The organism is Photobacterium sp. AWH4_225 (assembly GCF_056158405.1).
In genome coordinates this window covers 3,383,236-3,403,368 of sequence record NZ_JBSWTF010000001.1, presented here as the reverse complement: position 1 = coordinate 3,403,368, position 20,133 = coordinate 3,383,236, and the positions used below count along the sequence as shown (strand labels likewise).

Annotated in this window: 16 protein-coding genes; 14 read left to right on the top strand and 2 right to left on the bottom strand. The window is 50.1% G+C overall.

The annotated features are described in order from the left end of the window. Nucleotides 1-29: 29 nt before the first annotated feature. A complete protein-coding gene (locus ACXAD4_RS15820; RefSeq protein WP_475242590.1) occupies nt 30-1,175 on the bottom strand; it encodes a Na/Pi symporter in 1,146 nt (381 codons plus the stop codon). Nucleotides 1,176-1,656: 481 nt separating this feature from the next. Here ACXAD4_RS15820 and nhaA point away from each other — a divergent pair, with 481 nt between their 5' ends. The 4 genes from nhaA (at nt 1,657) to ACXAD4_RS15800 (ending at nt 4,697) form a co-directional block, all read left to right on the top strand. Next, nucleotides 1,657-2,835: a Na+/H+ antiporter NhaA gene (nhaA, locus tag ACXAD4_RS15815; RefSeq protein WP_475242589.1), complete on the top strand. Its 1,179-nt coding sequence runs from the start codon at nt 1,657-1,659 to the stop codon at nt 2,833-2,835. Next, complete coding sequence (locus tag ACXAD4_RS15810) at nt 2,832-3,098, top strand: hypothetical protein (RefSeq protein WP_475242588.1); 267 nt, start codon at nt 2,832-2,834, stop codon at nt 3,096-3,098. Before nhaA ends, ACXAD4_RS15810 begins: the two co-directional genes overlap by 4 nt. Before the next feature lie 305 nt (nt 3,099-3,403). Next, nucleotides 3,404-4,294: a transcriptional activator NhaR gene (gene nhaR, locus ACXAD4_RS15805; RefSeq protein WP_107300364.1), complete on the top strand. Its 891-nt coding sequence runs from the start codon at nt 3,404-3,406 to the stop codon at nt 4,292-4,294. Between the two features lie 106 nt (nt 4,295-4,400). Then, nucleotides 4,401-4,697, top strand: a complete 297-nt coding sequence (locus ACXAD4_RS15800; RefSeq protein ID WP_317524981.1) for an ArsR/SmtB family transcription factor — start codon at nt 4,401-4,403, stop codon at nt 4,695-4,697. 77 nt (nt 4,698-4,774) lie between these two features. Here the strand turns inward: ACXAD4_RS15800 and rpsT are convergent, their stop codons facing one another. Beyond that, entirely contained in the window at nt 4,775-5,035 is a 261-nt protein-coding gene (rpsT, locus tag ACXAD4_RS15795) for a 30S ribosomal protein S20 (protein ID WP_255041925.1), read from the bottom strand. Nucleotides 5,036-5,242: 207 nt separating this feature from the next. On the opposite strand from rpsT, the gene murJ reads away from it, so the two are divergent. From murJ to ACXAD4_RS15745, 10 genes are all read left to right on the top strand, one after another. After that, nucleotides 5,243-6,802, top strand: coding sequence for a murein biosynthesis integral membrane protein MurJ (gene murJ, locus ACXAD4_RS15790; protein WP_475242586.1), 1,560 nt, complete (start codon nt 5,243-5,245; stop codon nt 6,800-6,802). 123 nt (nt 6,803-6,925) lie between these two features. Beyond that, a complete protein-coding gene (gene ribF, locus ACXAD4_RS15785) occupies nt 6,926-7,897 on the top strand; it encodes a bifunctional riboflavin kinase/FAD synthetase (RefSeq protein ID WP_475242584.1) in 972 nt (323 codons plus the stop codon). Further along, on the top strand, nt 7,894-10,725 hold the full coding sequence (gene ileS / locus ACXAD4_RS15780; protein ID WP_475242583.1) for an isoleucine--tRNA ligase: 2,832 nt from the start codon (nt 7,894-7,896) through the stop codon (nt 10,723-10,725). Before ribF ends, ileS begins: the two co-directional genes overlap by 4 nt. Beyond that, nucleotides 10,725-11,261, top strand: a complete 537-nt coding sequence (gene lspA, locus ACXAD4_RS15775) for a signal peptidase II (protein ID WP_187462072.1) — start codon at nt 10,725-10,727, stop codon at nt 11,259-11,261. Before ileS ends, lspA begins: the two co-directional genes overlap by 1 nt. A 97-nt stretch (nt 11,262-11,358) precedes the next feature. Then, nucleotides 11,359-11,793, top strand: coding sequence for an FKBP-type peptidyl-prolyl cis-trans isomerase (gene fkpB / locus ACXAD4_RS15770; RefSeq protein ID WP_187462071.1), 435 nt, complete (start codon nt 11,359-11,361; stop codon nt 11,791-11,793). A gap of 12 nt (nt 11,794-11,805) precedes the next feature. Continuing rightward, a complete protein-coding gene (gene ispH / locus ACXAD4_RS15765; protein ID WP_475242582.1) occupies nt 11,806-12,747 on the top strand; it encodes a 4-hydroxy-3-methylbut-2-enyl diphosphate reductase in 942 nt (313 codons plus the stop codon). Nucleotides 12,748-12,873: 126 nt separating this feature from the next. Beyond that, complete coding sequence (dapB, locus tag ACXAD4_RS15760) at nt 12,874-13,683, top strand: 4-hydroxy-tetrahydrodipicolinate reductase (protein ID WP_475242581.1); 810 nt, start codon at nt 12,874-12,876, stop codon at nt 13,681-13,683. A 621-nt stretch (nt 13,684-14,304) separates the two neighbouring features. After that, entirely contained in the window at nt 14,305-15,444 is a 1,140-nt protein-coding gene (gene carA / locus ACXAD4_RS15755; protein WP_107300354.1) for a glutamine-hydrolyzing carbamoyl-phosphate synthase small subunit, read from the top strand. Between the two features lie 17 nt (nt 15,445-15,461). Further along, nucleotides 15,462-18,686 (top strand): carbamoyl-phosphate synthase large subunit, encoded by a 3,225-nt coding sequence (gene carB, locus ACXAD4_RS15750; protein WP_039469628.1) that lies wholly within the window; start codon nt 15,462-15,464, stop codon nt 18,684-18,686. Between the two features lie 591 nt (nt 18,687-19,277). After that, nucleotides 19,278-20,132, top strand: a complete 855-nt coding sequence (locus ACXAD4_RS15745) for a magnesium transporter (RefSeq protein ID WP_475242580.1) — start codon at nt 19,278-19,280, stop codon at nt 20,130-20,132. The last annotated feature ends 1 nt before the right edge of the window (nt 20,133 follow it).

The window sequence follows — 20,133 nt, the reverse complement described above, 5'->3', positions numbered from 1 at the left end:
TTTTTTTAGGTGTGTGTTTTAGCGAGCGATTACGCTGTAAGGGCTAGGATGGCACCCGGGATAGCGATGAATACTAGACCGATGTAACCTGCCACTGCTGCTTTGCTCTTGGTACCGATTTCGCCTAGGTAGAAAGCACCTTTTAGTGGTAGTTCACGTAGGAACGGTACACCGTAGATAAGTACTGTCGCCATTAGGTTGAATGCTAGGTGAACCAGTGCAATCTGCAGAGCGAAGACTGCGAACTCACCACCAACAGCCGTTGCTGCAAGCAGAGCCGTGATACATGTACCGATGTTAGCACCAAGAGTGAATGGGTATACATCGCGTACTTTCAGAACACCAGTACCTACTAGCGGAACCATCAGGCTGGTTGTGGTCGAAGAAGACTGAACCAGAACCGTTACCACTGTACCTGATGCGATACCGTGGATTGGACCGCGGCCGATAGCGCTCTTTAGGATTTCACGTGCACGGCCAACCATTAGGCTACGCATCAGTTTACCCATCGCTGTGATAGAGATGAAAATCAAGCCGATACCGATGGCAATCATGAACAGGCCACCCATAGTGCCGAAGCTAGACAGTGGGCCTTTGATTAGGTTAACACCCGGGCCAGTAACGGCCTTCATGAAGTTAAGACCACCCATATCCATGTTGGCAGTACCCATCATTGGTGATACCAACCAAGTCGAAATCTTATCCAGCAGACCGAACATCATCTCCAACGGTAAGAAGATGGCTACAGCTAGCAGGTTGAAGAAGTCATGGATTGTTGCACTGGCAAAGGCACGGCGGAATTCCTCGTTACAACGAGCATGACCAAGGCTAACCAATGTATTGGTTAGGGTTGTACCCATGTTGGCACCCATAACCATTGGGATCGCGGTTTCAACTGGCAGGCCGCCAGCAACCAGACCTACAATGATAGAGGTTACTGTACTTGATGACTGGATAAGCGATGTCGCTACCAGACCGATCATCAGGCCAGCAATCGGATGCGAGGCAAACTCGAAAAGCGTTTTAGCTTGTTCACCAACAGACAGTTTAAAGCCGCTGCTCACAACGGATACAGCAACAAGTAGAACGTAAAGCATGAACGCTAGGTTAGCCCAGCGGACCCAGCGCATAGAGCTGTTCATTGGCTGTTCAGCAGTAGAGGCTTGGGTAGTCATAATCATTTCTCCATGACAGGAATATGTCGTTTTGGTTTCATATTTTTGAAATCTGAGGGCGATGGTAGAGATCGAATATTTCAGAAATATGACAGTTGCTGTCACAAAGTAAGTTTGTGCTCTTTTTGCGAGGTGAAGCAGTGGTTGTCAGCGTAATGAAAAATTTACTTTGATTTTATCTTTATGAATTTAAAGGCTATTTTTAAAGAAGAAAGATCAATGATGTCGTGAAATTTTTTTCTCTTGTAAATGAGGTTTTTTTAGAATTAATTAGTGATTGATGGCTTTTTGAGCAGCCAAAAATGACGAATATGACAGTGTAAATTAGACAGTACGGTTATTGCTTGTATTGGAGGTGTATTGCTCGGTTTTACCGAGGTTTATATTCTGAACAAACGATTTAACAGTTTAGTGCTGTGACGTCTAAACTAAATTTACATTTTTATTGTGACATTTGTTTCACGAAAAGGAGTTCCGGTCGATGACCGATGCGATTCGTAAATTCTTAAAACTAGAGTCTGCTGGTGGGATAATCCTGATCATCGCGGCGGCGTTGGCCATGATGATCGCGAACTCCCCGTTGCAGGATCTGTATAACGGTACACTGCACACCTATGTTGCGGGCTTGTCTATCTCACACTGGATTAACGATGGCCTGATGGCTGTGTTCTTCCTGCTGATTGGTTTGGAAGTAAAACGTGAGCTGATCGAAGGGGCGCTAAATACTAAAGAAAAAGCCATCTTCCCTGCCATTGCCGCTGTAGGCGGTATGATTGCGCCAGCACTGGTTTATGTCCTTTTCAACTTTGCTGACCCACTAGCTGTGAAAGGCTGGGCGATCCCTGCAGCCACTGATATTGCCTTCGCGTTGGGGATTATGGCCCTTTTGGGTAGCCGTGTTCCGGTCACCTTGAAAGTCTTTCTGCTGGCGCTAGCGATTATCGATGACTTGGGTGTTATCGTGATTATTGCTCTGTTCTACAGCAGTGATCTGTCGACACTGGCGCTTGCTGTTGCGTTCGCATCAACCGCAGCCCTTTTCATCATGAATGCGAAAAACGTCACCAAAATTTCTTGGTACGTTGTTGTTGGCCTTATCCTATGGGTCAGTGTGTTGAAGTCGGGTGTCCATGCAACACTGGCTGGTGTGGTATTGGGCTTTGCGATTCCGCTGTCCGGCGATAACGGTTTGTCAGACGAGCATTCACCGCTCAAGAAAATGGAGCATGCCCTACACCCGTATGTGGCCTTCTTTATCTTGCCAGTGTTTGCCTTTGCCAATGCCGGTATTTCGCTAGAAGGCGTATCCCTAAGTGGCCTGACATCTATGTTGCCATTGGGTATTGCCCTCGGTCTGATGATCGGTAAGCCCCTAGGCATTTTCACCGCAAGTTATCTGGCGATTAAAACCGGTTTGGCAAGTATGCCGGAAGGCATTGGGTTCAGGCAGATTTTTGCGGTCTCAGTACTGTGTGGTATCGGTTTTACCATGTCTATCTTCATCTCGTCGCTGGCTTTTGTTGGCGCACCGGAGGAGTTCAGTACTTACTCTCGATTGGGCATCCTGTTGGGGTCAACGATATCAGCGGTTATTGGCTATATGATGCTTAGCCGTTCGTTGCCAAGGAGTATTGCCAAGGAAAGTGGAGGTGTAATATGAAACGCGCAATGATGATTGTTGGGCTCATGGTGTCTGCGACAGCAATAGCCGTACCGGACTACCAAAGCTGCAACCAAGATGACAGCTCAGATGTCTGCCAGGCTTACCTAGCAGGTTTGAACCACGGTAAATCGGCTGCAGAAACTACCGCCATGGTTGAAAATGATAGTCCGTTCCGTTCCCGAGCGCTCGAGCAGCGTGTCGGCGAACGTTACCGGAAAATGTCTGCGATGGATCAAAAAACGGCTTCAACATCAGAGTGATAAACATTTTTTTCGATGTATGAAAACTGAATAAGTGTAATATTTCATTTGTGAATGAATGATTACGGTTGAAGCGCCCAGAAGCTCAGCGTAAGCTGGCTTCTGGGATTTTTATTTTTAGGGCAGTGTGATTTCCGATCAGCAGCATCGCAGTCTACGTTGCTGGTTAACAAGACCGATTACGTCATCAGCATTTTGTAACCCCGTTACTGTATACTCTTCTTGTACTCGGTAGTTCAACACCTCTGTTGGTCCTTGCCTATCCCGATTGGAATGACACTGCTTATGGAAAATGGTTGCTTAACATGTCTCACCTAAACTACAACCACCTTTATTACTTCTGGATGGTCTGCAAACAAGGCTCAGTTACCAAGGCTGCCGATGCGCTGTTTTTGGCACCGCAGACGGTCACCGGACAGATCCGTGCGCTGGAAGAACGTTTAAAGGGTAAGCTGACTAAACGTGTTGGTCGTAACATCGAGCCCACCGAGTTGGGCCAGCTGGTTTTCAAGTATGCCGATAAGATGTTCGACCTCAGCTACGAGATGTTGGATATCGTCAACTATACCCAGCGCGAGAACCTGTTGCTGGAAGTTGGCGTGGCGGATGCGTTGTCCAAACGCCTGGTCAGCAAAGTGCTGATGGAAGGTTTGCCGGAAGACGAGCGTATTCACCTGCGCTGTTACGAGTCGACCCACGAAATGCTGCTCGAGCAGCTATCGCAGCATAAGCTCGATATGATCCTATCGGATTGTCCGGTGGACTCCACCCAGAGCCCTGGCCTCTACAGCAAGAAGCTGGGTGAGTCGACCATGAGCTTTTTCTGCAACGAACCAGACAAGCCACTGAACTTCCCTGCCTGCATTGAAGATTACAAGCTGCTGATACCGGGACGACGTACAGCGATGGGGCGTAAGCTTATCCATTGGTTCGATCAGATGGGTATTACACCGAATATCCTTGGTGAGTTTGATGATGCTGCCTTGATGAAAGCCTTTGGCTTGTATCAGCAGTCGATGTTCGTCGCGCCTTCTATCTATGCTGCCGAGCTGGAAGACACTACCCATAACATCCGTGAGGTGAAGCGGGTGAAAGAGATCAAGGAAGAGTACTACGTCATCTTCGCTGAGCGAATGATCATGCACCCAGCAGTAAAACGCATATGTGAGGCAGACTTTAGAAAACTGTTTAAATAAAGTTGCTGATTTTTGTTCGTTTGATTCAAATATCCATACTGTGTGCTAGAAAACCATGTTTAAATTAAGTACATTAGCGTTAACTTAATTGACAGGTGGTAGCAGTATGGAACTACAGCAAATGGAGCAGAATGCCCCTAAAGCCGTAGCTCTGCTAAAAGCAATGGCCAACGAACGGCGTCTATTCATCCTTTGTTACTTATTGGAGGAAGAAATGTCGGTTGGGATGATGAGTGAGCGGCTGGGGCTTAGCCAATCGGCATTATCGCAGCATCTGGCATGGTTGCGGCGTGATGGCCTGGTAGAAACAAGGAAAGAGGCTCAGACGGTCTATTATCGCCTTAAGAGCGATGAGGTCAAAGCGATGATCCAGTTGTTACACAAGATGTATTGTGGGGCCTAGCAGCGCAGATATTGCTGAAAAGCAGACATAAAAAAACCGGCGAAAGCCGGTTTTTTTATCGAAATCAGAAACTCAGATTAAAGAGCTTTGATTTTAGCAGCTAGACGAGCTTTATGACGTGCAGCTTTGTTTTTGTGGATCAGGCCTTTAGTAGCCATGCGATCCATAACAGGTTGCATTTCATTGAAAGCTTGAGTAGCAGCTTCTTTGTTGCCCGCTTCGATAGCAGCAATAACTTTCTTGAAGAAAGTACGCATCATAGAACGACGGCTAGCGTTGTGCTGGCGACGTTTTTCTGAAGTGATCGCACGTTTCTTAGCAGATTTGATGTTAGCCAAGGGTATAACTCCAAAACTTGGTACGGTGACATTTTAAGGCCGAGGACTATGCCTGTTTAGCCAGAGATTGTCAAATGATTTGTGCAAATAACCGCCTAACCAATTGAATTGGCACTTGCGGATTAACACGGTTAATATGGCGGCAGATTTTACCAGCATTTGGCTACGGAAGTCACCTTTTGGGGCCATCTTTATGAGGTTTTTTTTGTGAGCAAGCGTCTTTTGCGCTCAGGACTGATTGTCAGCACCATGACATTGGTCTCTCGAGTGCTTGGTTTGGTGCGCGATGTGGTTGTCGCCAACCTGATGGGGGCCGGGGCCGCGGCCGATGTTTTCTTCTTTGCCAACAAAATCCCTAACTTCCTGCGGCGGTTGTTTGCCGAAGGCGCCTTCTCACAGGCTTTTGTCCCGGTACTGACGGAATATCACGCATCCGGTGAGATGGACCGTACCCGCCAGTTGATTGCGAGGGCATCGGGTACCCTGGGTGTGATTGTGTCGATTGTTACCCTGCTGGGTATCCTCGGTTCGGGAGTGGTGACCGCCTTGTTCGGCGCAGGTTGGTTTATCGACTGGCTCAATGACGGCCCATCGGCGCCTAAATTCGAGCTGGCTAGCCTGCTGCTGAAAATTACGTTCCCTTATCTGTGGTTTATCACCTTTGTTGCGCTGTCAGGGGCGATCCTCAACACCTTGGGTAAGTTTGCGGTGTCTTCGTTTACGCCGGTATTCCTCAATGTGGCGATTATTGGCTGTGCATGGTTTGTATCGCCGAACTTGAGTCAACCGGAAATAGGACTGGCACTCGGGGTATTCCTTGGCGGTCTGATCCAGTTTCTGTTCCAGCTGCCGTTTCTATATAAAGAAGGAATGTTAGTCAAACCCAAGTGGGGATGGAACGATCCGGGCGTGGTGAAGATCCGTACCTTGATGATCCCGGCGCTATTTGGCGTTTCGGTCAGTCAAATCAACCTGTTGTTTGATACCTTCATTGCCAGTTTCCTGACCACCGGCTCTATCAGCTGGCTGTATTATTCCGACCGTTTGTTGGAGTTCCCGCTGGGCTTGTTCGGTATCGCCATTGCAACGGTGATCCTGCCTGCGCTGTCGCGCAAGCATGTGGATCAGAGCCCTGAGCAGTTTGCCCATACCATGGACTGGGGCGTGCGCATGGTACTGTTGCTGGGGATCCCTGCGATGCTGGGATTGATGGTGCTGGCCAAGCCGATGCTGATGGTGTTGTTTATGCGTGGTGAGTTCAGCCCTAACGATGTACAGATGGCGTCTATGTCATTGCTGGCTTACGCCTCAGGCCTGCTTAACTTTATGTTGATCAAGGTGCTAGCGCCAGGTTATTACGCAAGACAAGATACCAAGACCCCGGTGAAGTTTGGTATCGTGGCGATGGTAACCAATATGTTCTTCAACGCCATCTTCGCTTATTTCTATGGCTATGTTGGCCTGGCGATGGCTACGGCGCTGTCGGCACTGGTTAACGCCGCCCTGCTTTACCGCGGCCTGCACATTACCGGTGTGTACAAGGTGACGGGGGAAACCTTGTGGTTTGTGTTGCGCCTTGTTGTCGCCGGTGGCGCCATGGTCGGCACACTGTTGTGGATTCTGCCGGAGATGGCGGTGTGGCTGGAGTGGACTTTGGCTAATCGCGTGCTGTGGTTAGCCGGCCTCATTGGTGCCGGTGCTGGGGTATACCTAGTCGCAGTCATGCTGATGGGTGTGCGCCCCCGCCACTTGAAGGCCGCGAGTTAAACCTTATTGCGGGTGGTGATAAATTATCCGCAAAATCGCCTGAATATGATTCAGATTGGTATGATGGGTTCAGAGTAGTATATAATCCGTCAGTTTTTCACTCTGCGAAAATGAACTTGACGCATGGAATTGATCCGAGGAATACATAATATCAAGCCTGAGCACCATGGTTGTGTGCTGACGATTGGTAATTTTGATGGTGTTCACCTAGGTCACCAGGCAGTGCTTAGCAATGTCATGGCCAAGGCGAAGGCGCTTGGCTGTCCGGCGACAGTGATGAGCTTTGAACCCCAGCCTCAGGAGCTGTTTGCCGGCGATAAGGCACCAGCGCGATTAACTCGCTTCCGGGACAAATACTTACGCTTGAAAGAGCAGGGTTTGGAACGCTTCCTGTGTGTCAATTTCAATCGTCACTTTGCTAGCTTGTCGGCACAAGATTTTGTCCGCCGCTTGTTGGTTGAGCAATTGGGTGTTAAGTTTCTGGTAGTTGGCGACGATTTTCGCTTCGGTAAAGGCCGGAGCGGTGATTTCGCGATGCTAGAAGCTGCCGGAAAAGAATATGGCTTTACTGTGGTGAGTACCCAGAGCTTCTGTGTCTCCGAGCAGCGTGTCAGCAGCACAGCTATCCGTCGGGCATTGGCCGACGATCAGCTTGCGCTGGCAGAGTCCATGCTAGGGCGTCCGTTTAGTATTAGCGGACGCGTCTCCCATGGCCGAAAATTAGGACGGACTATCGGTTTTCCGACAGCTAACGTCCCACTTAAACGCCGGGTCTCTCCGGTTTCTGGCGTTTATGCCGTCGAAGTCCACGGCGTGGCAGATACTCCGCTTGCCGGGGTTGCTAATGTTGGTCGTCGGCCGACGGTAAACGGTGTACGCCGCCAATTGGAAGTACACTTGTTTGATTTCCAATCTGATCTCTACGGGGCCCAGATTGACGTCGTGCTCTGCCATAAGCTGCGCGACGAGATAAAATTTGAATCATTTGATGCGTTAAAAGCACAAATCGAGCGTGATGCGCAGTCAGCACGGGTGTGGCTGGCTGAGCGTAATAATGTCCAACTTCGCCCAAGTAACGGAATCGAGAATCAATGAGCGACTATAAAGATACCCTGAACCTGCCTGAAACAGGGTTTCCGATGCGAGGCAACCTAGCTCAGCGTGAGCCTGCAATGCTTAAGCGTTGGTACGATGAAGATCTTTACGGTGAAATTCGTAAAGCTAAGAAGGGTAAGAAATCCTTCGTACTACACGATGGCCCTCCATATGCCAACGGTGATATTCACATTGGTCACGCGCTAAACAAGATTCTTAAAGACATTATTATTAAGTCAAAGACTCTGTCAGGCTTTGATGCGCCATACATTCCTGGTTGGGACTGTCACGGTCTTCCTATCGAACTGATGGTAGAGAAGAAAGTCGGCAAGCCGGGCCACAAGGTTACTGCTGCGGAATTCCGCGAGAAGTGCCGTACTTACGCAGCCGGTCAGGTTGAAGGCCAGAAAGAAAGCTTTGTACGCCTGGGTGTACTGGGTGAGTGGGACAAGCCTTACCGCACCATGGATTTTGGCACTGAAGCCAACATCATCCGCTCGCTGGGCAAGATTGCCGATCAAGGCCACCTGCTAAAAGGCTTTAAGCCTGTTCACTGGTGTACAGACTGTGGCTCTGCACTGGCTGAAGCAGAAGTAGAATACAAAGACAAAGTGTCTCCTTCTATCGATGTTCGCTTCAAAGCTGCTGACGAAGCCGCCACTGTGGCTAAGTTCCAGTGTGCTGATGACCATACCGGCGAAGGTGACATCTCTATCGTTATCTGGACCACAACACCTTGGACATTGCCTGCCAACCGCGCGGTTGCTGTACGTGATGACTTGGAATACGTGCTTATCCAGGTTGAAGGCGAGAAGAAAGAGCGTCTGATCGTTGCGTCTGAACTAGCGAAAGATGTGCTGGACCGTGCTGGTATCGAGCACTTCCATAATCTTGGTTTCTGTAAAGGTGCTGATTTGGAATTGGTGCGTTTCAACCACCCATTCTACAACTTCGAAGTACCAGTGATCCTGGGCGATCACGTAACGACTGAATCAGGTACAGGTTGTGTACACACAGCACCGGGCCACGGTCAGGAAGACTTCGCGGTCGGCCAGAAGTACGGCCTAGAAGTGGCTAACCCAGTTGGCAGCAATGGTGTTTACCTGCCGGATACCGAGCTATTTGCCGGTCAGCACGTATTCAAAGCCAACGATGCAGTTGTTGAAACGTTGAAAGAGCACGGTGCGCTACTTCACCACCATGCTTACGAGCACAGCTACCCACACTGCTGGCGCCACAAGACACCAATCATCTTCCGTGCGACGCCTCAGTGGTTCATCTCGATGGATCAGGCGGGTCTTCGTGCTAAAGCGCTTGAAGAAATCAAAGCGGTTGAGTGGATGCCTGAGTGGGGTCAGAGCCGTATCGAAGGTATGGTTGAAGGTCGCCCTGAGTGGTGTATCTCTCGTCAGCGTACCTGGGGTGTGCCAATTGCCCTGTTTGTTCACAAAGAAACGCAAGATCTTCACCCGAACAGCGCAGAGCTGATCGAGAAGGTTGCAAAGCTTGTTGAGCAAAAAGGTATCCAGGCATGGTGGGATCTTGACCCAGCAGACATCATGGGTGAAGAAGATGCAGCCAAGTACGAAAAAGTACTGGATACCCTGGATGTATGGTTCGACTCGGGTGTAACTCACTTCTCTGTGGTTGATAGCCGCGAAGAGTACAACGGCAACAGCGCCGACCTATACCTAGAAGGTTCTGACCAGCACCGTGGTTGGTTCCAGTCTTCACTAATTTCTTCAGTGGCGATGAAAGGCGAAGCACCTTACAAGCAAGTGCTGACTCACGGTTTCGTTGTTGACGGCCAGGGCCGTAAGATGTCGAAGTCTATCGGTAACGTAGTGGCACCGAAAGATGTGACCAACAAGCTGGGTGCAGACATCCTGCGTCTATGGGTTGCGTCGACTGACTACACCGGTGAAGTTGCTGTATCTGACGAGATCCTGAAGCGTTCAGCTGATGCTTACCGTCGTATCCGTAACACCTCGCGCTTCTTCCTGGCTAACCTAAGCGGTTTTAACCCTGAAACTGACCTGGTTGCACCAGAAGAGATGGTTGCACTGGATCGCTGGGCTGTTGGCCGTGCGATGGCTGCGCAGGAAGAGATCATCAAAGCTTACGATGAGTACAACCTGCACGCGGTGACTCAGCGTCTGATGCAGTTCTGTTCGGTTGAAATGGGCTCATTCTACCTGGATGTGATCAAAGACCGTCAGTACACCGCGAAGCGTGGTGGTCACGCTCAACGTAGCTGCCAGACCGCACTATACTACATCGTAGAAGCACTGGTTCGCTGGATGGCACCTATCATGTCGTTCACTGCTGATGAGATCTGGAACGAGATGCCAGGCCAACGCGACAAGTTCGTGTTTACCGGTGAGTGGTTCGAAGGTCTGTTTGGTCTAGCGGAAGGCGAAGAGCTGAACAACGAGTTCTGGACTGAGATCCAAACTGTACGTGGCGCGGTGAACAAGCTGCTTGAAGGTGCACGTAAGGACAAAGTGATCGGTGGTGCCCTGCAGGCGGAAGTAACTCTGCACGCTTCTGAAACGCTGGCTGCCAAGCTGAACAAACTGGAAGATGAACTACGCTTTGTTCTGCTAACCTCTAAAGCAGAGGTTGTTATTGCAGACAGCAAGCCAGAAGGCGCGCAGGATACTGACGTGGAAGGTTTGTTCGTCACTGTAGCTGCCTCTGAAGCGGCGAAGTGTGACCGTTGTTGGCACCACGTTGCCGATGTTGGCACAATCGAAGGTCACGAAGAAGTGTGTGGCCGTTGTGTCAGCAATGTCGAAGGTGAAGGTGAAGAGCGTAAGTTTGCCTAATGAGTAAGTTATCGTCTGAAAACGGACTATCGCTGAAGCAATCCGGAGTTCGCTGGCTATGGCTAGCGGCTCTGGTGTTCATTGTTGATATCGGCAGCAAGCTGCTGGTGATGAACACCATGGAGTACGGTTGGCCAAACCGTATTGAACTGCTGCCATTCTTTAATCTGCTTTACGTCCACAATACCGGGGCGGCCTTTAGCTTTTTGAGTGATGCAGGCGGTTGGCAGCGTTGGCTGTTTGCAGCGATAGCCCTCGGGGTTTGTGCCATGCTGATATTCTGGATGCGCAAGCTTCCGGCCAAGCAGAAACTGGCCAATATCTCCTACGCCCTGATCATAGGTGGGGCATTGGGTAATCTGTTTGACCGTCTTTACCATGGCTATGTGGTCGATTTCCTCGATTTTTATGTCGGGACTTACCACTGGCCGGCATTCAATATTGCCGACATGGGTATTTGTATTGGTGCCGGCTTGATTATCCTTGATGGGTTCTTGTCAGATAAAGACAAGAAGAAGCAAGCCGTTAAGCATTAACCTCGATCTTGGCTTATATCCCTAAGCGCCGTCCGTTGATACGGGCGGCGCTTTGTTGTTAAATGGGCGGGTATAACTAAAGAGAAAGGATCCCTACATGTCGGTCATTACGGAAAGCAGTGAAGTTCTCATGCACTTTGCCATCAAATTAGAAGATGGTTCAGTGGCAGATTCAACCCAGGCAATGGGCAAACCGGCAAAATTCAGGATGGGGGATGGCAGCCTGACAGACAATTTCGAAAAATGTCTGCTGGGCCTGGCACAAGGACAGAAGAGCAGTTTCGACCTTGAACCGGAAGATGCGTTTGGCTTGCCAAACCCTGATAACATCCACCATGTTGACCGTACCAAATTTGGTACTGATGCCCCGGCCGAGGTCGGCAATATTATCGCTTTTGCCGGTCCTGACGGCAGCGATATCCCAGGCATCATTACAGAAGTTCTCGGTGACTCTGTGACCGTTGATTTCAATCACCCGCTTGCAGGGCAGCGTGTGACTTTCGAAGTTGAAGTCGTTGCCATTGAAAACTAAGAGCAGTTAGCAATGAAAATCTTACTCGCGAACCCTCGGGGTTTTTGTGCCGGTGTAGACCGAGCTATCAGTATTGTTGAGCGTGCGCTGGAAATGTACCAGCCGCCGATTTATGTTCGCCATGAAGTGGTGCACAACCGCTTTGTGGTTGAGGGGCTGAAGCAGCGCGGAGCCATTTTTGTCGAAGAGCTGCACGAAGTGCCGGACGACAATATTGTGATTTTCTCCGCCCATGGGGTGTCGCAGGCAGTTCGCAACGAAGCCAAAGCCCGTCAGCTGACGGTGTTCGATGCCACCTGTCCGTTGGTGACCAAGGTCCATATGGAAGTGGCGCGTGCCAGTCGCCGCAATATGGAAGTGGTGTTGATCGGCCATGCCGGACACCCAGAAGTTGAAGGTACCATGGGGCAGTATGCGAGTGAGGCTGGTGGCATGTATCTGGTCGAGAAACCAGAAGATGTTGAGACGCTAACTGTCAAAGATCCGAGCAATTTGCACTACGTCAGCCAGACAACCCTGTCAGTTGATGAGACGGCGGATGTAATCGACAAACTACGTGAGGTCTTCCCTGAGATCCAGGGCCCACGTAAAGATGATATTTGCTACGCGACCCAAAACCGCCAGGATGCCGTGCGCGAAATGTCGACCGATGTCGATGTGATGATCGTAGTGGGTTCGAAGAACTCTTCAAACTCCAACCGTCTGCGCGAACTGGCCGAGAAGCTGGGTACGCCGGGCTACCTGACCGATTGCCCTGAAGATGTTGATCAGGTGTGGTTCGAAGGGAAAACGAAAATCGGTGTTACCGCAGGTGCATCGGCACCGGAAGAGCTGGTGAACCAGATTATCGCCCGTATACAGTCGTTAACAGATGCCAGTGTCGATGAGCTGACCGGCCGCGAAGAGAATATGTTCTTCGAAGTACCGCGTGAATTGCAGGTTAAGAACGTCTAACCATCCTCGACCTAAGGTCGGTTTAGTGAATTTATCAGCCCCAGCCTCTGCTGGGGCTTTTTTTATCTTTCTCAACAGGCTACATTGGGGAGCATAGAGAACATAGAACCAGGGAGATGAAGCGCAATGGTAAGAATTGCGATTGCTGGCGCGGCAGGACGTATGGGCCGTCAGCTACTAAAAGCGACACATTTGTCCGAGCAGGCAGTATTGGGTGCAGCAACCGAGCGTCCTGAGTCGACACTGATTGGCGCCGATGCCGGTGAGTTGGCAGGTATTGGTCCGGTGTCGGTGATTATTGTCGAGGATTTGGTCAAAGCGGCTGATGACTTTGATGTGCTTATCGACTTCACTGCACCAGTAGCAACCTTGGCTAACTTGGCTTTTTGCCAGCAGCATGGCAAGAAAATTGTTATCGGTACGACGGGTTTCAGCGATGAAGAGCGTGCCCAGATCGACAAAGTTGCCGAGTCGGTGCCTGTAGTGATGGCGCCAAACTACAGTGTCGGTGTCAACCTGGTGTTCAAATTGCTGGAGAAAGCCGCCAAGGTGATGGGTGATTATTGCGATATCGAAGTGATCGAAGCCCACCACCGCCATAAAGTCGATGCTCCGTCTGGTACCGCGATCGGTATGGGTGAAGCAATTGCCGGGGCGATGGGTAACAAATTGAGCGATGTGGCGGTTTATGCCCGTGAAGGGATCACTGGCGAACGTAGCCGTGATGAGATCGGCTTTGCGACCATCCGTGCTGGCGACATTGTGGGTGAGCATACCGCCATGTTTGCCGATATCGGTGAGCGAGTGGAAATCACCCACAAGGCGACTGATCGTATGACCTTTGCCAGCGGTGCTGTCCGAGCGGCAGCATGGCTCAATAACAAGCCGGCAGGTTTCTATACCATGCACGATGTGCTAGGGCTCGATGAGCTGTAATGGATGTTAAAAAACCGGCCAGTTGGCCGGTTTTTTTATACCTGTCTACTATGCTGGACTGATGGTTGTAACCAAAATCCGCACTAAGCAGAAGGGGAAGCTATATGCTTGAAGGGAATTTATGCTGGTGGCTGATGTGGCCAATATGCTTAGTGAGTGCATAATCAGCCACTTTGTTGCTGGTCACTGTTCGTTTTGTTAGCTATTTCTAAAATTGACGGTGTTTTCCTGCTTTTAGTGTTTATTTTATTGGCTTTGTTGTGATTTTTTGGTTACCTCTCCAAAATTGGCGGTAAAGTTGGCGTGTTTTCGCCGCAACCCGATAGTTTTTTGTTTTTGCTTTTGGTTGAATTTAGGCAAACGATAAACTGGATCTGGGTAGAAAAAAGAACCGTCAAAAGGTGGGGTTTTCTTAACGTTTTGCCCGTCTTTGCTGGTTTTGGTGCTGGGGAGGCTAAAAAATAAATTTATTTTTCGTGATCTGTTGACAGATTTCGATACCGTCTCTAGAATGCGCGCAATTTGTCAAAATTCGGCTTGACTCGCGTTTTGACTTTGTATGGAATGGGTAATTGCAACTTTATCTGTTTTAACTGCATTTTTATATTTTTGGAGGTTGTCTTGAGCAAATCAGCGCTGTTAGTCCTGGAAGATGGGACAGTGTTCCGCGGCGTGTCCATTGGGGCAGATGGTTCGGCCGTTGGTGAAGTTGTTTTTAATACCTCGATGACGGGGTATCAGGAAATTCTCACCGACCCTTCTTATTCTCAGCAGATTGTTACTCTTACTTATCCTCATATTGGCAATACCGGAACTAATTCCGAAGACGAAGAATCCTCCTCAATCCATGCGCAAGGCTTGGTAATTCGCGACCTCCCTCTTATCGCTTCTAACTTCCGTAATCAGCAGTCCCTTTCTGATTACCTGAAATCCCAGAACATCGTTGGCATTGCCGACATCGATACCCGCAAGCTAACTCGCCTACTGCGCGAGAAAGGTGCACAGAACGGTTGCATCGTAGCGGGTAACAACCTGGATGAAGCGCTAGCATTGGCGAAGGCGAAAGAGTTCCCGGGCCTGAAAGGCATGGATCTGGCTAAAGAGGTGACTACCTCTGAAGCTTACCAGTGGAAACAAGGTTCATGGACGCTGGAAGGCGGCCTGCCAGAAGCGAAAGATGACAGCGAGCTGCCGTACCACGTTGTGGCTTACGATTTCGGTGCCAAGCGCAATATCCTGCGCATGCTGGTTGACCGCGGCTGCCGCCTAACTGTCGTTCCTGCCCAGACTTCAGCTGAAGAAGTACTGGCCCTGAACCCAGACGGTGTGTTCCTGTCAAACGGCCCTGGCGACCCAGAGCCATGTACTTATGCGATTGAAGCAACAAAAGTGTTCCTTGAAAAAGGCCTACCAATTTTCGGTATCTGCCTTGGCCACCAGATCCTTGCTCTGGCCTCAGGTGCACAAACGGTGAAAATGAAATTTGGTCACCACGGTGCCAACCACCCGGTTAAAGATCTTGACCGTGATGTGGTGATGATCACCTCTCAGAACCACGGCTTTGCCGCTGATGAAGCAACGCTGCCTGAAAACCTACGTGCGACCCACAAGTCACTGTTCGATGGTTCGCTACAGGGTATCCATCGTACTGACAAGCCAGCCTTCAGCTTCCAGGGCCACCCTGAAGCAAGCCCTGGCCCGCACGATGCAGCGCCACTATTTGATCACTTCATCGACCTAATTAAGCAGCACAGCGCCTAAGCCGGAGTAATTAAGCAATGCCAAAACGTACTGATATTAAAAGTGTTCTAATCCTAGGTGCTGGCCCGATTGTTATCGGCCAGGCATGTGAGTTTGACTACTCAGGTGCTCAGGCGTGTAAAGCCCTACGTGAAGAAGGCTACCGAGTTATCCTGGTTAACTCGAACCCAGCTACCATCATGACTGATCCAGAGATGGCTGATGCCACTTACATCGAGCCAATCCACTGGGAAGTTGTGCGCAAGATCATCGAAAAAGAGCGTCCGGATGCGGTACTACCGACTATGGGTGGCCAGACAGCGCTGAACTGTGCGCTTGATCTTGAGAAGCACGGCGTACTGGAAGAGTTCGGCGTTGAAATGATCGGTGCAACAGCTGATGCTATCGATAAAGCGGAAGACCGCTCTCGCTTCGATGCAGCGATGAAATCAATCGGCCTTGAGTGTCCACGCGCTGATACCGCGAAAACTATGGAAGAGGCTTACAAAGTCCTCGATATGGTTGGCTTCCCATGTATCATCCGTCCTTCATTTACTATGGGTGGTACCGGTGGTGGTATCGCTTATAACAAAGAAGAGTTCGAAGAAATCTGTCGCCGTGGTCTGGACTTATCGCCAACCAACGAGCTACTTATCGATGAATCTCTGATTGGTTGGAAAGAGTACGAGATGGAAGTGGTTCGTGATAAGAACGACAACTGCATCATCGTATGTTCAATCGAAAACTTCGATGCCATGGGTATCCACACTGGTGACTCAATCACGGTAGCACCAGCACAGACCCTAACAGACAAAGAATACCAGCTGATGCGTAACGCATCGCTAGCGGTACTGCGTGAAATCGGTGTTGAAACCGGTGGTTCTAACGTACAGTTTGGTATCAACCCGAAAGATGGCCGTATGGTTATCATCGAGATGAACCCACGTGTATCTCGCTCTTCGGCGCTGGCATCTAAAGCAACAGGTTTCCCAATCGCGAAAGTGGCGGCGAAACTGGCTATCGGCTTTACTCTTGACGAGCTGATGAACGACATCACTGGCGGTGCAACGCCAGCATCGTTCGAACCAACAATCGACTACGTTGTTACTAAGATCCCTCGCTTTAACTTCGAGAAATTCGCTGGTGCAAACGACCGTCTGACCACTCAGATGAAGTCGGTTGGTGAGGTAATGGCTATCGGCCGTAACCAGCAGGAATCTTTACAAAAAGCACTTCGCGGCCTAGAAGTTGGCGCGAACGGCTTCGACGAAATGGTTGACCTGGATGCACCTGACGCTCTGACGACTATCCGTCACGAGCTGAAAGATGCAGGGGCCGAGCGTATCTGGTACATCGCGGACGCATTCCGTGCCGGTCTATCGGTAGACGGCGTGTTCAACCTAACGAACATCGACCGTTGGTTCCTAGTTCAAATCGAAGAGCTAGTGAAGCTAGAGGGCGAAGTAAAAGAAGGCGGCTTTGCTGGCCTTAACGCTGACGTTCTTCGCAAGCTTAAGCGCAAGGGCTTCGCTGATGCGCGTCTAGCCAAGCTACTAGGTGTGGCTGAGACTGAAATCCGTAAGCTGCGTGACCAGTACGATATCCACCCAGTGTACAAGCGTGTTGATACCTGTGCGGCTGAGTTCTCTTCTGATACCGCTTACATGTACTCATCTTACGATGAAGAGTGTGAAGCGCAGCCGACAGACAAAGACAAGATCATGGTATTGGGCGGTGGTCCGAACCGTATCGGTCAGGGTATCGAATTCGACTACTGCTGTGTTCACGCCTCTCTGGCACTACGCGAAGACGGTTACGAGACCATCATGGTTAACTGTAACCCAGAGACAGTATCGACCGACTACGATACGTCAGACCGCCTATACTTCGAGCCAGTTACACTGGAAGATGTACTGTCTATTGTTCGTGTTGAGAAGCCAAAAGGCGTTATCGTTCAGTACGGTGGCCAGACGCCACTTAAACTAGCACGTGCACTGGAAGCTGCTGGCGTGCCAATCATCGGTACTAGCCCAGATGCTATCGACCGTGCCGAAGACCGTGAGCGTTTCCAGGCAGCCGTTGAGCGCCTGGGCTTGCTACAGCCAGAAAACGCAACCGTAACGACAATGGAGCAAGCGGTTGAGAAGTCAAAAGAAATCGGCTTCCCACTGGTTGTTCGCCCATCTTACGTACTGGGTGGTCGTGCGATGGAAATCGTCTACGACGAAGCTGACCTACGCCGTTACTTCAACGAAGCGGTTAGCGTGTCTAACGAGTCGCCAGTTCTGCTTGACCGTTTCCTAGACGATGCAACAGAAGTTGATATCGATGCTATCTGTGACGGCGAGCGCGTAGTTATCGGCGGTATCATGGAGCATATCGAGCAAGCCGGTGTTCACTCAGGTGACTCAGCATGTTCACTACCTGCTTACACCCTAAGCCAGGAAATCCAGGATGTTATGCGCCAGCAAGTTGAGAAGCTAGCCTTCGAACTTGGTGTACGCGGTCTGATGAACACCCAGTTCGCGGTTAAGGACAACGAAGTTTACCTTATCGAGGTGAACCCACGTGCTGCGCGTACGGTACCGTTCGTATCGAAAGCAACGGGCGCACCACTGGCGAAAATCGCTGCACGAGTGATGGCTGGTCAATCTCTAGAGTCGCAAGGCTTTACCAAAGAGATCATCCCACCATACTACTCAGTGAAAGAAGTGGTACTGCCATTCAACAAGTTCCCAGGTGTTGACCCACTGCTAGGCCCAGAAATGCGCTCTACTGGTGAAGTAATGGGTGTCGGTGATACGTTCGCTGAAGCTTTCGCCAAAGCTGAACTAGGCTGTGGTAAAGAGAAACAAGCGAAAGGCCGCGCACTGCTGTCTGTTCGCGGTAACGACAAGCAGCGTGTTGTTGACCTGGCTTCCAAGCTGGTTAAGCAAGGCTACGAGTTGGATGCTACCCACGGTACTGCGGTTGTACTAGGTGAAGCGGGTATCAACCCTCGTCTAGTAAACAAGGTACACGAAGGTCGTCCTCACATTCTTGACCGTATCAAGAACAACGAGTACTCGTACATCGTGAACACGGCTGAAGGCCGCCAGGCTATCGAAGACTCGAAAGTTCTTCGTCGCGGCGCGCTAGCTGAGAAGGTGAACTACACCACTACGCTAAACGCAGCATTTGCAACCTGCATGGCTTGGGCTGCTGATGACCGTAACAAGGTGACTTCAGTTCAAGAGCTACATGCTCGTATTAAAGACGCATAATAACAGACACTAAATCTCTGCTTTTACGAGCAGAACAGAGTGCAAAAACGGCCTGCGGATGCAGGCCGTTTTTTTATGTTTGTCCAAGGGACTGTGGGACTTTTGAGCAAGCAGTTTTCACCATAATGTCATGGTGTTGAATATCTGTGACGTCATTAATAATTTGTGTCAATTGCGGATGAAAATCTCCTTGAAACTGCAACTGAAGCGCGTACAATTAGCCGCGTCGCATAAGCGATACTTATTTTTTGGAGACTTAGATGAACGATACCGACCATCCCCCGAGTATGAAGGTGGAAAATCAAACCTGCTAACGGTGTCGGTCTCCTATGATTCCGAACTGTCCCCAGGTTCGGAATAGTCTGTTCTATCTCATCTTTCGATGACCCTTTTCAAACATACTTTTCCTCGGTTTTCCCAAGCCATTATCTCAATATAGAATCTCGCCAATGTGTGGTGAATGACAGGCTTTTTGCTGTCTGCAGTTCAGCTTTATGTTAAGCGCTTGCAGATAGGGGCTGGCACATTCATTTCGTGTTATGGCGTGTTCTGGTGGTCGTTGCCGTGACCTAGCTAATCGGGAGATTCGCCATGACGGTAATGAACTATGCAGCAGATGCTGCACTGGTAAATGAAGAACTAGCTAAGAACGATGTTCTGGCTGCACGCAACGCGTTTTTGAAATATGACATTGATGAACAGGCCAAACTGTTGGTCAAGATGCCTATTTCAGAAGCGATTGCGATTTTGAGTGAAATGCCGTTGCGTCATGTGCAGACCCTGTTGGATCTGCTGGATGAAATGGACGAAGAAGTATGCATGCGCCATCTGGCGAACGGCCTTGGCCTGATCTGCTCTGAAGCAGAGCCTGCCGGTCACTACCTGCAAAACAGCGTGTTTAGCCATGTGCGCGAGCGTATTGGTTGGATTGTCGGTCTGGCTTTGCTGGGTATTGTTTCGGGCCTGATTATCTCGCATTACGAAGATACCCTGAGCCAGCTGGTACTGTTAGCGGTATACATGCCGGTGATTGCGGCAGCAGGTGGTAACACCGGCTCGCAGGCGGCTACGCTGGTAGTCCGTGCCCTAGCCATGGAAGAGATACGGTGCCGGGATTGGGCTAAGGTTCTGTGGAAAGAGTTCCGTGTTGCCTTGATGATCGCCGGTGTGTTGGCTGCTGTGATCATGGGCCGGGTGATGATGTTCAGCGATGGCTCGTCGCTGCCAATCGGTATGGAGCTGATGGACATTGCCATGGCGATCGGTGTGGCTATCTCGCTGCAGGTCGTTTTGTCGACAACCGTTGGTGGTGTACTGCCAATGATTGCCCGTGCGGCCAAGCTTGACCCGGCAGTACTGGTCAGCCCGGTATTGGCTTCGGTGGTGGATATCACCGGTATGATCATTTACTTCAAGACGGTCAACGCCTTCCTTAGTCTTGCCTAGT

Bases quoted from the DNA above. Each gene is read 5' to 3' on its own strand.
- ACXAD4_RS15820 (WP_475242590.1), bottom strand. From the start codon at position 1,175: ATGACTACCCAAGCCTCTACTGCTGAACAGCCAATGAACAGCTCTATG.
- nhaA (WP_475242589.1), top strand. From the start codon at position 1,657: ATGACCGATGCGATTCGTAAATTCTTAAAACTAGAGTCTGCTGGTGGG.
- ACXAD4_RS15810 (WP_475242588.1), top strand. From the start codon at position 2,832: ATGAAACGCGCAATGATGATTGTTGGGCTCATGGTGTCTGCGACAGCA.
- nhaR (WP_107300364.1), top strand. From the start codon at position 3,404: ATGTCTCACCTAAACTACAACCACCTTTATTACTTCTGGATGGTCTGC.
- ACXAD4_RS15800 (WP_317524981.1), top strand. From the start codon at position 4,401: ATGGAACTACAGCAAATGGAGCAGAATGCCCCTAAAGCCGTAGCTCTG.
- ribF (WP_475242584.1), top strand. From the start codon at position 6,926: ATGGAATTGATCCGAGGAATACATAATATCAAGCCTGAGCACCATGGT.
- ileS (WP_475242583.1), top strand. From the start codon at position 7,894: ATGAGCGACTATAAAGATACCCTGAACCTGCCTGAAACAGGGTTTCCG.
- lspA (WP_187462072.1), top strand. From the start codon at position 10,725: ATGAGTAAGTTATCGTCTGAAAACGGACTATCGCTGAAGCAATCCGGA.
- fkpB (WP_187462071.1), top strand. From the start codon at position 11,359: ATGTCGGTCATTACGGAAAGCAGTGAAGTTCTCATGCACTTTGCCATC.
- ispH (WP_475242582.1), top strand. From the start codon at position 11,806: ATGAAAATCTTACTCGCGAACCCTCGGGGTTTTTGTGCCGGTGTAGAC.
- dapB (WP_475242581.1), top strand. From the start codon at position 12,874: ATGGTAAGAATTGCGATTGCTGGCGCGGCAGGACGTATGGGCCGTCAG.
- carB (WP_039469628.1), top strand. From the start codon at position 15,462: ATGCCAAAACGTACTGATATTAAAAGTGTTCTAATCCTAGGTGCTGGC.
- ACXAD4_RS15745 (WP_475242580.1), top strand. From the start codon at position 19,278: ATGACGGTAATGAACTATGCAGCAGATGCTGCACTGGTAAATGAAGAA.